The sequence below is a fragment of the Marinobacter daqiaonensis genome (genome assembly GCF_900115285.1).
GTDB classification, from domain to species: domain Bacteria; phylum Pseudomonadota; class Gammaproteobacteria; order Pseudomonadales; family Oleiphilaceae; genus Marinobacter; species Marinobacter daqiaonensis.
The window spans coordinates 164,210-178,635 of the sequence record NZ_FOYW01000002.1 but is presented as its reverse complement, the minus strand read 5'-3'; the positions used below and the strand labels follow the sequence as shown (position 1 = coordinate 178,635).

The 14,426-nt window shown below is 59.6% G+C and carries 14 protein-coding genes; 5 read left to right on the top strand and 9 right to left on the bottom strand.

Annotated features, from left to right (window positions below; translation table 11 throughout):
- Window positions 1-94: 94 nt before the first annotated feature.
- The 7 genes from BM346_RS13590 to ffh form a co-directional block, all read right to left on the bottom strand.
- A complete protein-coding gene (locus BM346_RS13590; protein WP_092014172.1) occupies window positions 95-844 on the bottom strand; it encodes a DsbC family protein in 750 nt (249 codons plus the stop codon).
- 135 nt (window positions 845-979) lie between these two features.
- Window positions 980-1,921, bottom strand: coding sequence for a site-specific tyrosine recombinase XerD (gene xerD, locus BM346_RS13585; protein ID WP_228704336.1), 942 nt, complete (start codon window positions 1,919-1,921; stop codon window positions 980-982).
- 183 nt (window positions 1,922-2,104) lie between these two features.
- Window positions 2,105-2,461 (bottom strand): 50S ribosomal protein L19, encoded by a 357-nt coding sequence (rplS, locus tag BM346_RS13580; protein ID WP_092014167.1) that lies wholly within the window; start codon window positions 2,459-2,461, stop codon window positions 2,105-2,107.
- 40 nt (window positions 2,462-2,501) lie between these two features.
- Window positions 2,502-3,248 (bottom strand): tRNA (guanosine(37)-N1)-methyltransferase TrmD, encoded by a 747-nt coding sequence (gene trmD / locus BM346_RS13575; protein ID WP_092014164.1) that lies wholly within the window; start codon window positions 3,246-3,248, stop codon window positions 2,502-2,504.
- 3 nt (window positions 3,249-3,251) lie between these two features.
- Window positions 3,252-3,779 carry a ribosome maturation factor RimM gene (gene rimM / locus BM346_RS13570; RefSeq protein ID WP_092014161.1) on the bottom strand — a complete coding sequence of 176 codons (528 nt, stop codon included), beginning with the start codon at window positions 3,777-3,779 and terminating at the stop codon, window positions 3,252-3,254.
- A gap of 31 nt (window positions 3,780-3,810) precedes the next feature.
- On the bottom strand, window positions 3,811-4,053 hold the full coding sequence (gene rpsP, locus BM346_RS13565; RefSeq protein WP_092014158.1) for a 30S ribosomal protein S16: 243 nt from the start codon (window positions 4,051-4,053) through the stop codon (window positions 3,811-3,813).
- Between the two features lie 143 nt (window positions 4,054-4,196).
- Window positions 4,197-5,582: a signal recognition particle protein gene (ffh, locus tag BM346_RS13560; RefSeq protein WP_092014155.1), complete on the bottom strand. Its 1,386-nt coding sequence runs from the start codon at window positions 5,580-5,582 to the stop codon at window positions 4,197-4,199.
- 227 nt (window positions 5,583-5,809) lie between these two features.
- Here ffh and BM346_RS13555 point away from each other — a divergent pair, with 227 nt between their 5' ends.
- From BM346_RS13555 to BM346_RS13540, 4 genes are all read left to right on the top strand, one after another.
- Entirely contained in the window at window positions 5,810-6,616 is an 807-nt protein-coding gene (locus BM346_RS13555; protein WP_092014152.1) for a cytochrome C assembly family protein, read from the top strand.
- Window positions 6,617-6,687: 71 nt separating this feature from the next.
- Window positions 6,688-7,971 (top strand): HlyC/CorC family transporter, encoded by a 1,284-nt coding sequence (locus BM346_RS13550; protein WP_092014149.1) that lies wholly within the window; start codon window positions 6,688-6,690, stop codon window positions 7,969-7,971.
- 154 nt (window positions 7,972-8,125) lie between these two features.
- On the top strand, window positions 8,126-8,731 hold the full coding sequence (locus BM346_RS13545; protein WP_092014146.1) for a Yip1 family protein: 606 nt from the start codon (window positions 8,126-8,128) through the stop codon (window positions 8,729-8,731).
- A 225-nt stretch (window positions 8,732-8,956) separates the two neighbouring features.
- Window positions 8,957-11,194 carry a DUF1631 domain-containing protein gene (locus tag BM346_RS13540; protein ID WP_092014143.1) on the top strand — a complete coding sequence of 746 codons (2,238 nt, stop codon included), beginning with the start codon at window positions 8,957-8,959 and terminating at the stop codon, window positions 11,192-11,194.
- Between the two features lie 69 nt (window positions 11,195-11,263).
- Here BM346_RS13540 and grxD read toward each other — a convergent pair whose 3' ends face one another.
- Window positions 11,264-11,590: a Grx4 family monothiol glutaredoxin gene (gene grxD / locus BM346_RS13535; protein WP_092015016.1), complete on the bottom strand. Its 327-nt coding sequence runs from the start codon at window positions 11,588-11,590 to the stop codon at window positions 11,264-11,266.
- A 252-nt stretch (window positions 11,591-11,842) separates the two neighbouring features.
- Here grxD and argF point away from each other — a divergent pair, with 252 nt between their 5' ends.
- Entirely contained in the window at window positions 11,843-12,760 is a 918-nt protein-coding gene (gene argF / locus BM346_RS13530; protein WP_092015014.1) for an ornithine carbamoyltransferase, read from the top strand.
- Window positions 12,761-12,825: 65 nt separating this feature from the next.
- On the opposite strand, the gene BM346_RS13525 is transcribed toward argF, so the two are convergent.
- Window positions 12,826-14,376: an ATP-binding protein gene (locus BM346_RS13525; RefSeq protein ID WP_092014141.1), complete on the bottom strand. Its 1,551-nt coding sequence runs from the start codon at window positions 14,374-14,376 to the stop codon at window positions 12,826-12,828.
- Between the last annotated feature and the right edge of the window lie 50 nt (window positions 14,377-14,426).

Genomic DNA, 14,426 nt, shown 5'->3' with positions numbered 1-14,426 from the left:
CTTCCACCTCGACGCCCGATGAATGATATGGGCCGCATAGTATACCGATTAGGCGCCTCCGGAACACCACCGCGAACTCACGACGTGATCTTTGTCAGAGCAGTCCGAGGCCTTCAGCCAGCTGCTCGGCGGGTACGTAGCCGCGCACCACGTTGCCGTCTTCGAGAACGATTGCCGGCGTGCCGGTGACTCCCACCCGGCGTCCCAGGTCGTACTGCGCCTCGACGGGGTTGTCGCAGGAGCGGTCAGCGATCTTCTCGCCGGCCTTGGCCTTGTCCATGGCAGCCTGCTGGTCATCGGCACACCACACCGACTCATACTTGGCAAAGGAAGGTGTGCCGGGGCCAGAGCGCGGGAAGGCGTAGTAGTCCACGGTAATGCCGAGTTCGTTGATCCGATCCATTTCATCATGGAGTTTACGGCAGTAGGGACAGTCGATGTCGGTGAAGACACTCACTACCGCCTTCTGCTCGCCATCCGCCGGGTAGCGGATCACACCGTCGTCACCAAACTCGGCCATGGTGTCAGCACGCTCGCCGGCCCGGGCCCGCTCGGTGACATTGACGATACCCTTGTCAGTGAGCTGGAGCAGTTCGCCGGCCAGAATGTACTCGCCGTCCTCGGTGGCATAGATCATTTCGCGGTTGTTCGTCCTGACCTCATACAGGCCTGGCACCTCCGACTCCGACACGCCACTGACGACGAGACTGGGGACGGTTTCAGCGAGGCGGCGGGTAATGGTCTCCTCGGGCGTTTCCGCATAGGCCGGGATAACCACCATTGCCACCATCACGGCGAGGCCGGCAGCGAGTATACGGGGAATGCGGGCAAAAGATCTGATCATGGGTAGTCCTGCAAGCTGGATGAGTTGAGTCGTTGTATCCCGGGCGGATCAGTAAACCAGAGGGGCACAGCCGAGGCAATTGCCCACTGATGGGAATGTGACTGAGACCAGCGGGAAAAGTTCAGCCGGCGACCCTCACCCCCGCGGATGATGGCTCTGGTGAAGCTCCTGCAGGCGTTGCCGGGCGACATGGGTGTATATCTGGGTTGTGGAAAGGTCCGCATGGCCCAGGAGCATCTGCACCACCCGAAGGTCCGCCCCGTGATTGAGCAGGTGCGTGGCAAAGGCGTGACGAAGGGTGTGTGGCGACAGTTTCTTTTCGATTCCGGCCCGCCGGGCATAATGGCGCACCCGGTACCAGAACGCCTGACGGCTCATGGCCCGGCCCCGGTTACCCGGAAACAGGTCGTCGGACACATGCCCCCGTAGCAACTCGGCACGACCGCTGTTCATATAACGCAACAGCCAGTCCAGGGCTTCCTCGCCCAACGGCACCAGCCTCTCCTTGCTGCCCTTGCCGGTAACCCGTACCACCCCCTGGCGGACATTGACCTGATCGACCCTCAGCGACACCAGCTCCGACACCCGCAGCCCACAGCCGTAAAGGATCTCCAGCATGGCCCGATCCCGCATCTCCAGAGGCTGATCCACGACGTCACTGCCCAGAGGTTCGGTGAGCAGGGCCTCCACATCCGCTTCGGACAGGCTGTCGGGCAGGCGCCGCTTCAGACGAGGGCTTTCTATACGAAGCGTGGGATCTTCGGAAATCAACTGTTCACGCAGCAGATAACGATAAAAACGCCGAATACCCGACAGGCGCCGGGCAGCCGTGGCATTTTTCCGGCCCTCCATGAACGCCGCCGAAATCCAGCCCAGCAAATCTGTCCGTCCCGCATCCTGCAGGTGAGGCGTCCCCGGACGCTCTGCCAGCCATTGGGACAGCTTTCGCAGGTCACTGCCGTAGGCGGCCCGGGTTTTATCCCCCAGCCCATCCTCAAGCCAGACAGCATCCAGGAAGCGCTGAATCAGACGGTCATCTCCTTCCCTGACCGGCTCACCCTGCATCAATCTACCCATAGCTGCCTTTCCTCCGCCGCCTGAAAGGACCTTCGACACCCGGGAATCCGCAGCAACGCCCATCCAAACGCAGAAAGGGCAGCCTCAGGCTGCCCTTTCCACATACTGAACGTTGTCTGTCGGACCAGTTGCCACCGCCAATCCTGTGAAACAGGCAGGCAACGGCCAGGCTCCGAACCGATCTCAGCCCAGCTTTTCCTTGATCCGCGCGGCCTTGCCGGACAGATCGCGGAGGTAGTAAAGCTTGGCCTGACGCACGTCGCCGCGACGCTTCACGGAAACGCTGTCAATCAGCTTTGAGAAGGTTTGGAAAGTACGCTCAACACCAACGCCGTAGGAAATCTTGCGCACGGTGAAGGAGGAGTTCAAACCACGGTTACGCTTGCCGATAACCACACCCTCAAACGCCTGCAGACGCTCACGGTTGCCCTCGGTTACACGAACCTGGACAACCACGGTATCGCCCGGCGCAAACTCGGGGACTTCCTTGGCCATCTGTTCCGCTTCAATCTGACTGATGATGTTATTCTTGCCACTCATCGTAATGTGCTCCTGATACCCAATCTCTCAATGCCCTGATTCAATCAGAGGCACCCGGTTCGTTTAAAATCTCGTCCAGCAGCTCACGCTCTTCGTCCGTAAGCACCCGCTGCTCCAGCAGGTCGGGGCGTCGCTCCCGGGTCCGCCTCAGCGACTCTTTCAGCCGCCAGCGCCGGATCTGTTCGTGGTGACCGCCTAACAATACATCCGGCACCGCCTGACCTTCGTAAACCTCGGGCCGGGTGTAGTGCGGACAATCCAGCAGACCGTCGGCAAAGGAGTCCTGCTCCGCCGACTGCGCATGACCCAGCGCTCCGGGGATGAGGCGTGTAACCGCATCAATGACGGCCATGGCCGCCAATTCCCCACCGGAGAGTACAAAATCCCCCAGTGACACTTCCCGATCGACTTCCGTCGAGATCAGGCGTTCGTCCACACCCTCGTAGCGACCCGCCACAAGGATCAGGCTATCCTGCGAAGCCAGTGACTCCACCACCTGCTGATCCAGCCTCTCACCCTGGGGCGAAAGGTAAATCACGCAGGCCCGGCCCGGCGCATCCTGTCGGGCGGCATGTATGGCATCCCGCAGGGGCTGAATCTTCATCAGCATGCCGGGACCACCGCCATAGGGCCGGTCATCCACGGTGCGGTGCCGGTCGTGGGTGAAATCCCTCGGATTCCAGCTCCGGAACGTCAGCAATCCGTCACGGACCGCTCTTCCGGTAACCCCCACATCCGTTACCGCGCCGAACATCTCCGGGAACAGACTGACTGCACCAATCCACACCCGTCAGAACTCCGGATCCCAGTCCACCACCATACGCCTGGTGGGAATCTCCACTGTCCGGACCACCTGATCCGGAAGGTAGGGAATCAGGCGCTCGCGCTGGTCAATGGAGGCTTCGTTCGCCCTGACAACCAGCACATCGTTGGCGCCGGTTTCCATCAGGTGGTGTACGTAACCCAGGCATTCGCCCTCGACCGTAAACACGTCCAGGCCTTCCAACTGGTACCAGTAATACTCCCCTTCGGGAAGCTCCGGGAGCTCAGCCAGAGGTACCCGGATCTCTGCGCCGCCGTAAGTCCGGGCCAGATCACGGTCGTCAACATTCCTGAGCTTGACAACGATTCCCTGCCCCTGGCGGCGACCGTCCTCAAGCTCCGCGGCTATACGCTTACCGTCCTGGACCAGGGTCCAGTTGCGGTAATTCAGTATGCCTTCCACGGGGTCGGTGTAGGAGTAAACCTTGAGCCACCCCTTGACCCCGAAGACCGAGGTTACCTGGCCGATCACAGTTTCCTGCGAATGCTGTGTCATGCCCTGCCCCGGTCCGAAACGCGATATTTCCTTACTCAGCAGCCGTCTTCAGCAGCTGGGCAACGCGGTCGCTGGTCTGGGCGCCCTGTCCCAGCCAGAAGTTGACGCGGTCGCGATCTACACGCAGACGCTCTTCCTGGCCACGGGCAACCGGGTTAAAGAAGCCAACGCGCTCAATGAAACGGCCATCGCGGGCCTTACGGCTGTCGGTGACTGTCAGATGATAGAACGGGCGCTTCTTGGAGCCGCCGCGAGCCAAACGGATTGTTACCATTTCGACCAATATCCTGTTCTGTTGTACGAACTTTGTACGCCTCATGCGCGCCGCAATGGCTGTCGCACGAAGACCCATACTCGAAAGGGGCGCTATTCTATGCTAATTCCCCGGCAAAGAAAACAGCCAGAACGTCCCGATTTCTACATACGCCCAAACGGCGGCATACCACCACCGCCTCCGGGCGGCATCATGCCTTTCATGCCACGCATCATGTTGGTCATGCCACCTTTTTTGCCAAACTTCTTCATCATTTTCTGCATCTGCTTGTGCTGCTTGAGCAGGCGGTTGATGTCCTGAATCTGGGTGCCTGAGCCAGAGGCGATACGGCGCTTGCGTGAGTTATTGATGGTGTCCGGATAACGGCGCTCTTTCGGTGTCATGGAGCAGATGATGGCCTCCATCTGACTGAAGGTTTTGTCATTGACCTGCTTCTGGGCCATTTCCGCCATCTGCCCCATACCCGGCAGCTTATCGAGAAGCCCGCCAATACCACCCATATTCTTCATCTGCTGAAGCTGGTCACGGAAGTCTTCCAGATCAAAGCTCTTTCCCTTCTTGATCTTCTTGGTGAGCTTCTCCGCTTTCTGCTTGTCCAGCTTGCGTTCGGCTTCCTCAATCAGGGAAAGCACGTCCCCCATTCCCAGGATCCGGGAGGCAACCCGGTCCGGGTGAAACGGTTCAAGGGCGTCCGTCTTTTCGCCAACGCCCATGAACTTGATCGGCTTGCCGGTTATGTGGCGCACCGAAAGCGCGGCACCACCACGGGCGTCACCGTCCGTCTTGGTGAGAACCACGCCGGTCAGCGGAAGTGCGTCATTGAACGCTTTGGCGGTGTTGGCGGCGTCCTGACCGGTCATCGCATCAACCACGAACAGGGTTTCCGCCGGGTTGACCGCCTTGTGGAGGCGACTGATCTCGCCCATCATCGTTTCATCCACGTGCAGCCGGCCCGCGGTATCCAGGATCACCACATCGGAATGCTTCTTGCGGGCAGCGTCAATGGCACCCTCGGCGATGGCCACCGGGTCCTGATCGGCGCTGCTGGGGAAGAACTCCACCCCCACTTCGCCGGCCAGGGTTTCAAGCTGCCGGATCGCGGCGGGACGATAGACATCCGCACTCACCACCAACACGTTTTTCTTCTCCCGCTCCTTCAGGAAGCGGGCCAGCTTTGCCACGGTGGTGGTCTTACCCGCACCCTGCAGGCCGGCCATCATGATGACCGCCGGCGGGCGCACCGACAGGTTGAGCTTCTCATCGCCGGAGCCCATCACCTGTTCCAGCTCCTGCTGGACAACCTTCACGAACGCCTGGCCCGGGGTCAGGCTGCGCTGTACTTCCTGGCCCAGGGCCCGCTGCCGAACACCCTCGACAAAGGACTTCACCACGGGCAGGGCGACGTCCGCCTCCAGCAGTGCCATGCGAACTTCGCGCAGGGTTTCCTTTATATTGTCATCAGTCAGCCTGGCCTGGCCGGAGATTTTTCTGAGACTCCCCGAAAGCCGGTCTGTCAGGTTTTCAAACATGGTGGTATTCCGTAGCCCTGAAAATTGAAAAGGTGTTGCGCGGCCGGACAAAAGCGATCGGAAATTCCAACCAAGTACATGACGGCGCACGCAAACCGGTTGATTCCGGTTGCACAATCGCGACATTATAACCAGACTAACGCGCTGAGACGACCAGGCCGGCAAATTCCGTGGCCTTTAGTCAGAGAAGTCCCGACCTCATCACATGACCATCTACCAGGAATGACATGGGAACGCTGATTCTCGCTGTAACCACCCTGTTCCTTTACAGCATTGGCACAACCCTCCAGGCCCTCAGTTTCCGTGGCCGCATAAGTATCAGCAAGTCGGTGGTTACCGTGATCGGAGGCCTTGGCCTCGTGGCCCACACGTTACTCCTTTGGCAGATCCTGCTGGTGGACGGGGCGGTCAATCTGGGCTTTTTCCAGAGCTCGCTGCTGATTTCGTGGCTGGTGGTGGCACTGCTGCTGGCAATGAACCTTACGCGACCACTGGACAGCCTGTTCCTGGGAGCCTACCCGCTGGCCTGCCTGACCGTGGTGTTCGCGCTGATGACCCACACCCCACCGCGCTTCATTGAACGGGACGAATGGGGCGTTCTTTCCCATATCGCGTTATCGGTCACGGCCTACAGCCTGTTCACCCTTGCCGCAGGGCAGGCGCTGCTGGTCTACCTGCAGAATCGTCAGCTCAAGCACAATTACAACAGCCCCCTGGTCCGCAACCTGCCACCCCTGCAAACCATGGAGTCGCTTCTCTTTGAGCTGCTCTGGGCGGGCGTCATTCTGCTGGTTCTCGCGATTGTGACCGGTGCCATATTCGTCAGCGACCTTTTTGCCCAGGACCTGGCCCACAAGACCGTTTTCTCACTGATCTCCCTGGTCGTATTCTCCGCACTGCTGGTGGGTCGTCAGATCCAGGGCTGGCGCGGAATCACCGCCAGTCGCTGGACGCTCGCCGGCTGTGTCCTTCTGATGATCGCGTACTACGGCAGCAAGTTCGTCCTGGAACTGGTGTTCCACCGGGCCGGCTGACCGTTTTCTATTGACACCGCGACCTCACCCCCCTACTTTTCCCATTCATAGGCAAGACAAGGAAACTTCTTTTGAACGATGCCTCGCTGACGGCGCTGTCCATTCTCCTGGCGTGCCTGATCGTTCTCTCCGGATTTTTCTCCAGTTCCGAGACCGGGATGATGTCCCTCAACCGGTACCGCCTCAAGCACATGGCGAAAACCGGCCACCGGGGAGCCCGCCGTGCCCAGGACCTGTTAAAGCGCACTGACCAGCTGATCGGCGTCATCCTGATTGGCAACAATTTCGTCAACATCTTTGCCTCGGCCATTGCTACGGTGATCGCGATGAGGCTCTGGGGTGACGCCGGTATCGCGATTGCCACCGTCATGCTGACCATCGTGATCCTGATTTTCGCTGAAGTTACACCCAAAACCCTGGCCGCACTGTTCCCGGAGAAGATCGCCTTTCCTGCCAGCTACATCCTCAAGCCACTGCTGAAGATCCTGTATCCGGCGGTGTGGGCCGTCAACCTCTTTACCGGGGGCATCCTCCGGATACTGCGCATTTCGGTCAAGGACGCGAGCTCGGACCACCTGTCCCGGGAGGAGCTCCGGACCCTGGTAAACGAGTCCGGCGCGCTGATCCCTTCCAAGCACAAGGACATGCTTGTCAGCATTCTCGACCTCGAAAAGGTGACCGTGAATGACATCATCGTTCCCCGCAACGAGATCGTCGGCGTCGACCTGGAAGATGACATGGAAACCATCCTGCGCCAGTTGCGAACCAGCCAGCATACCCGCCTGCCGATCTACAAGGGGGACATCAACAACATTCAGGGCGTACTCCATCTTCGCAACATCTCCCGCCTGCTGATGCAGGACGACATCAACAAGGCCATGTTGATGCAGCTTTCCCGGGAACCCTATTTCATTCCCGAAAGCACGCCCCTGAACACACAACTGATCAACTTCCAGAAGGCCAAGCGCCGTTTCGGCATTGTGGTGGACGAGTATGGCGATGTGCTTGGTATCGCCACCCTGGAAGATATCCTTGAAGAGATTGTCGGCGACTTCACCACCGATTATTCGGAAACCAGTCCCGACATCATCCCCCAGGATGACGGCACCTTTATCATCGATGGCACCGCCGCCGTCCGCACCATCAACAAGAACCTGGGCTGGAGGCTGCCGACAGACGGCCCAAAGACCCTCAACGGGCTGATCACGGAAACCCTGGAAACCATCCCCGAGACCAACGTCTGCCTGGTCATTGCGGGCCACCGGACCGAGGTCCTGCAGATCAAGGACAACGTCGTCAAGGCGGCTATCGTGCATGCCATCCCCCGGAAAAAGTCTTTCATCCGCAAGAGATAATCTTGTCAACCCCCACTTATGCGATTCAGCTCTAAACAGTTTCTTTTAGAAAGATCATGATTTAACCAATTTCTTGACCGGACCGACTCCTCTCACCAAGACTGTGAGGGTGCGACATAAGTACGCATCCAATAAAAATAAAAGGAGAAGGTCCATGAGCCTTTCACACACAGTTGGCCTGTTTACCCACCCCGATGAGGAGTGGGAGTCCATTCGCAACGAGTCCGAATCGGTAACGAAACTGTATTTCGGACATATTCTCCTGCTGGCACTGATTCCGGCGGTCGCCGGTTTCTACGGGACCACCCAGGTAGGCTGGCAGATTGGTGGCGATGGCCAGGTAATACGGCTGACCACCAGCAGTGCGCTTCAGCTAAGCGTCCTGTTCTATGCGGCCATGCTGGCCGGCATCTTCATCATCGGTAAATTCATTGATTTCTTCGCCGCCACTTACGACGTAAAGGATACTACGCCCCGGGGGGTCACCCTGGCTGCCTACACTGCAACGCCGATCTTTCTGCTTGGGGTGATTGCGGTGTACCCGAACATATGGGTGAATATGCTGGTGGGTCTTGTGGCAATCGCCTACGCGGTCTATCTGCTCTACGAAGGACTGCCGATCCTTATGAAAATCCCCGAAGAGCGCGGCTTCATGTTCGCCTCGTCGGTACTGACCGTGGGCCTTGTCATGTTCGTGGCCTTGCTTGCCATCACCGTGGTGATCTGGAGCATGGGCGTCGGGCCGGTTTATGTTGGCTAGTTGCAGCCCGGTAGAAGAGCACCCGCAGGCCGGCCCGATCAGGGCCGGCCTGCCTGTTAGAGGGCCCCTGAAAACGAACCGGACCCGCCGTGGCCTGGCATGGCCATGCGTTAACAATAATTAATCGTGTAACCTCGCTCCGTTTTGCGATAGATTACCCAGATAACGATCCAGTCAAGAATAAGCTCGGTAACGTATCCGGTTGAGGCGTATCAGGAGTCGGCCATGAACAGACAGTCCGGCATACATTACCTGCATGAATCTGCAGGGTCGCCGGTTTCCGTTCCTCCGGAAGTATCCCGGATCCGGGACACCGTGGTTGCCGGTCTCAGCGACTTGCTCCAGGGCGCATTCGATGCCGTGGACGATTCGCTCTTCGAGCTGGCCAATAACGCCCGCAGCAACAACGAGCAGAACCGTTATTTCGAGGCCATGCGGGAAATCCGCATCAAACGCAAAGGCGTCGAGAAACGGTTTCAGAGCAGTGTCTCCTCCCTCTTCGACCGGCCGCCACTGGCTGATCCGGACCAGCAATCCCAGGATCAGCAGGCCAGCCAGGCCAGGCCCTCTGCCGACAGCCTGTCCCTGGTCCACGACGATGAGCTTGAGGAGCAGGTGGCACTTAACGCCATGATCTCCAAGGCCCGGGCCTATTTCCAGGGCCCACTGCTGCAGCTTCAGACCCGCTTCACCACAATTTACCCGAACTCCAGCGAAGAGCGTCCGGTCAATCCAATGTTGCCGGACTACATCTGCCGGGCATTCGCCGAGGCCGCTGGCACCTTCGAGATTCAGATTCGCGAACGCCTGATCGTGCTCAAGCAGTTCGACCGCTACGTGGTCTCGAACCTTGGCATGCTCATGGACGAGGCCAACCGGATTCTGGTTCAGGCAGGCATCGTTCCCAATTTCCATTACCAGGGCAAGGTAACGCCGGACCAGAAGATCGACCGGCAAGGCACCCCGGCGGCTGACCAAAACAAGGCCCATGACAGGGCCGCGGAAGCCCCGGGCAACTATCAGGTACGTGAGGACGATGCCCTGTTCCAGCAGATCCGCAATCTGCTGGCGGAACAGCGGGGGCACCGAAGCTACAGCGCCAGCCACTATACCGGCCAGGGCAGTAATACAACCGAGATCCATATCGTTGGCGGGGCCGAACTTCTCCAGATGCTGTCACAGGTATCTGCCAACACCGCTCAACGATCCGCGCCCCAGGGCAACCTGAGTGCAGGTGAGCCGGTTACCGTGGACCTGCGGGATCTGGTGGAGCACATTCTTGAAAGTCAGCGGCAAGAAGACGGCAAGCAACCGGCGCTCCAGGAAATGGACGAGGATCTTATCAACCTCGTGTCCATGCTTTTTGAGTTCATCCTGGACGATTACAACCTTTCCGCTCCTATCCAGGTGCTGATCAGCCGCCTTCAGATTCCGATTCTGAAAGTGGTTATAAAGGACAAGTCGTTCTTCAGTCGAGCCAATCACCCTGCCCGCAAGCTGCTGAACTCCCTCGCCCGGGCAGGTATCGGCTGGAGCAGCGCAGACGAGAAGTCCCGGGACAAGCTTTACGAACAGATTCACAACATTGTTGCGCGCATACTGGATGAGTTTGACGGCGATGTCCGCCTGTTCGAGGAACTGGGGGAGGAATTCGATCAGTTCCTGGCCAGGGAAAATCGCAAGGCGTCCCTGGTGGAGCAGCGTACCCGTGAGTCGGAGCGGGGGCGGATCAAGTCCCAGAAGGCCCAGGAAACCGTGGACCAGCTGCTCAAGGAGAAGCTCTCGCGGCGCCCGGTTCCGCCTGCCGTTCACGACATCCTGATCAATGGCTGGAGCCGGGTCATGTTCCTGGCCTATCTTCGCAACGACGTTGAGCATCGCTGGGAACAGTCGGCGCGGGTCGTCGATGACCTTATCTGGTGCCTGCACCCCCACCTGGATGATGAGGAGAGGGATCAGTGGGTCCGGGTTGTACCCCGTTTGCTTAAGGCCCTGCGAGCCGGACTTGAGGAGGTCTCCTACAACTCGTCCCGGCTCGACGAGATGATGGCTCAGCTCAAGCACGAACTGACAGAAGCCTTCCGCAACCTGGCGCTGATCGAAGCCCGGGAACCCGGTGACGTCGAGCCTGAAGAACCTGAAGCCGAAGCAGCGCTGGATACCGAGGAACCGCTGGACGCGGGCATCGCCGAGTTTCTGCCTGCTGTCGACGCTATCGCGGTCGGTCAGTGGGTGGAGTTCCACCTGGTCAACGGCTCAAGCTTCCGGTGCAAGCTGTCCGCCGTCATTGACGAGGCAGACAGTTTTGTCTTCGTCAACCGGATGGGACTCAAGGTCATCGAGAAGACCCGTGTGGATCTGGCTCATGAGATGGGACGCGGCCGGCTGACGGTTCTGGAGCAGGGAGCCCTCATTGACCGGGCGCTGGACGCAGTGGTGGGTAGTCTTCGCAAGCAGGCCTGACAACGGACTACTGCCCGTCGCCCAATCAAAAAAGCGCCCGTAGGCGCTTTTTTAATACGCATTGGACATTCAGGCTTCCTGCCGGTTGGCAGCACCCTTGACCATCTCGGCCAGTTCGCCGCTTTCCGAAAGCTCAAGCACGATGTCACAACCACCCACCAACTCACCGTTGATGTACAACTGGGGATAGGTCGGCCAGTTGGAGTACGTCTTCAGTGCCTCACGCAATTCCTGGTTATCCAGGATGTTCACGAAGGCAAACCGCTCACCACAGCCCATCAGCGCCTGGACAGTGCGGGAGGAAAAGCCGCACTGGGGCGCCTGGGGCGTGCCCTTCATATAGATGATGACCGGGTTTTCTTCCAGCTGGCTTTTGATCTGATCGTTGATATCCACAATGTCACCTCGCGCAAACAGATTGAAACTGACCGCCATTGTACACGCAAGGAACAATTCCGACCAATACACTCGGGTATAAAACCCGGATGGCGGGACCAGCGGCACGATTGTCATGCCGCGGGATACCCGATAGACTTAATCCTTTTCGCCCTCCCCGGGCGCCCATTTTGGCCATGCAGCCGGTGCGAGAACCGCATTCCGGGCGGTTTCCTATTTGCTGACAGCCACTGGATGACGATGAGCGAAGCCATGGCAGTAAGACACTTTCTGACCCTGAACGACCTGACCATCGAAGAACTGACGGCACTTCTGGACCATGCGAGCTTCCTCCGCAAGGACTGGCGCGCCGGCAACCTGCGCAACAGTCTGGAAAATCGCGTGCTGTCCATGATTTTCGAGAAGTCGTCCACCCGCACCCGGGTATCCTTCGAGGCTGGTATGGCTCAGCTGGGGGGCAGCGCCATGTTCCTTTCCCCCCGCGATACCCAGTTGGGTCGCGGCGAGCCCATCGAAGACTCCGCGCGGGTCATATCCAGCATGGTGGACGCGGTCATGATCCGCACCTTTGCCCATGATACCGTCGAACGATTCGCCAGCGTGTCCCGGGTACCCGTGATCAATGCACTGACCGACGACTTCCACCCCTGCCAGTTGCTGGCGGACATGCAGACCTATCGGGAGCACCGGGGCGACATTGCCGGCGCGACCGTGGCGTGGGTAGGCGACGGCAACAACATGTGCAACTCCTACATCAATGCGGCGCGGATGTTCGGATTCCGTCTCCACGTCGCCTGCCCGGAGGGCTATGCCCCGGACGCCACCCTGCTGGCGGAAAACCAGGATTGTGTAGAAGTCTTCTCTGAGCCTGAAGAGGCCGTCAGGAACGCCCAGCTTCTGGTAACCGACGTCTGGGCATCCATGGGACAGGAAGATGAGGAGGCCGCCCGCCGTAAGGTCTTCGCGCCCTATCAGGTCAGCCCCCGACTGATGGAACTTGCCGCACCTGATGCCCTGTTCATGCATTGTCTGCCGGCCCACCGGGGAGAGGAAGTTTCCGAGGACATGCTGGAGCACCCGGGTTCCGTGGTCTGGAGCGAGGCTGAAAACCGCCTTCACGCCCAGAAGGCCCTCCTTGAATTCCTGATTCTGGGCAGGCTGGAGCACTGACGGGCCCGGCCATCCGAGGCCGCCCCCGCGAGAACCGGACTGGAGTGGTCAATCCCGGCTTAGGCCTATTGGCGGCGCGGCCATACCAGGCTGAAGCGGGCACCACCCAGGTTAGCGCTGCGGCCAACGAAGGACTGGCCGCCATGCCAGTAGAGAATCCGTCGAACGATTGAGAGACCCAGACCATAACCGCCAGAGTGACGGGTGCGGCTGTCGTCGAGTCGGGCAAACGCACTGAAGACTTTCTCCCAGTCCTGCTCCGGTACGCCCGGCCCGTCATCTTCCACATCAATCCGGCAGTTGTCTTCGTCCAGCAGGCAACGCACCTCAACCCGCTCCCGGGCATAGCGGCAGGCGTTGCCTACCAGGTTCTGGATCGCCCGGTGCAGGTATCTCGGCTCGATGTCACTTTCACTGAAATGCTCGGACTCCTCCGGGATCACGGCGTTGATTTCGACGTCCGGATGGGTCACCTGCTGCTCCTCAACCACCTGGCGGACAATGTCGGTCACACTTCCGGGACGCAGACTGAATACCGGGCCGCCCTGCTCAAGTCGGGCATAGGTGAGGATTTCATCGATCAGCTCGTCCAGTTCCTGAATGTCATTGTCGATGCCATCAAGCTGCCGCTGCAGCGCCGCCTTGTCCCTGGCGGTCTCGATCATCTGCACGCCGAAACGGATCCGGGCCACGGGCGTTCTGAGCTCATGGGAAACCGCGTGTATCATTTCCCGCTGCACTTCAACCAGGCGTTGGATCTGCTCCGCCATGCCGTTAAAGGATTCAGCCAGACGGGAGACAAGGTTGCCCCGGCCCGGCTCGACCCGGGCATCGAGATCACCCCGGGCAATCCGCACCGCCATGGACTCCACCGTCCTCAGGTTGCGGTCAAGGTCACGGGCCAGCAGCTGCACCGCGACCAACAGTACCAGCACAGCCAGGCCGGCCAGGAGGAGCAGCACCGGCCAGGAAAGCGCCCGAAAGCCCGGCGGCATGTCCAGCCGCATTAATGTGCCGTCCTCCAGGCGCAGCAACACCCGCTGTTGCTGCTGCCCCCCATAGAGCGCCAGATTCCGTTCCCAGGCCCGCTCCAGGACCTCCGCTGAGGGTAACTGACCGTTCTCAGAGATGGGCTTCAGGCCAACACCCAGGGCCTCGGCCAGTAACGCCGATGCTTCCGCGCGGTGCTCGGCAGGGCTCTGGTTCAGGTGCCAGAGCGCTGTCAGGGCGGTTGCTTCCGACAGGTCCTGGTAAAGGTTCCGAAATCGAAGGGAAACCACACGGCCGGTGTCCGTTGCCGCCATGGCCTGTTGACCCAGGCTGTCGTGGATGACCAGCGTCTGGCCATAGTGCAGCCTTTCTCGCTGGATCGCATTCAGCCCCAGATCGGACGGGAAGTTTGAGGAGAAGTCATACAGCTGGGGGAGCCAGTGGTAACGTTGTCCGGGAGAGGGGCTGCGGGCGATCCAGTTTAACAGCGGCGTGCTGAGCCGCTCCTGCCAGGCCTCGTGCCGGACCGAGTTGAGGCCCCAGCCGATGCCCCCCCACAACAATGCAATGAGTACAGCGATGCTGCCGAGGCGGACGAACAACTTGACGGAAAAGGTCACGGGCATGGATACGCCTGGCTCTGGCGGTGCAGCCGGATGACCGCACCACCCGGGTC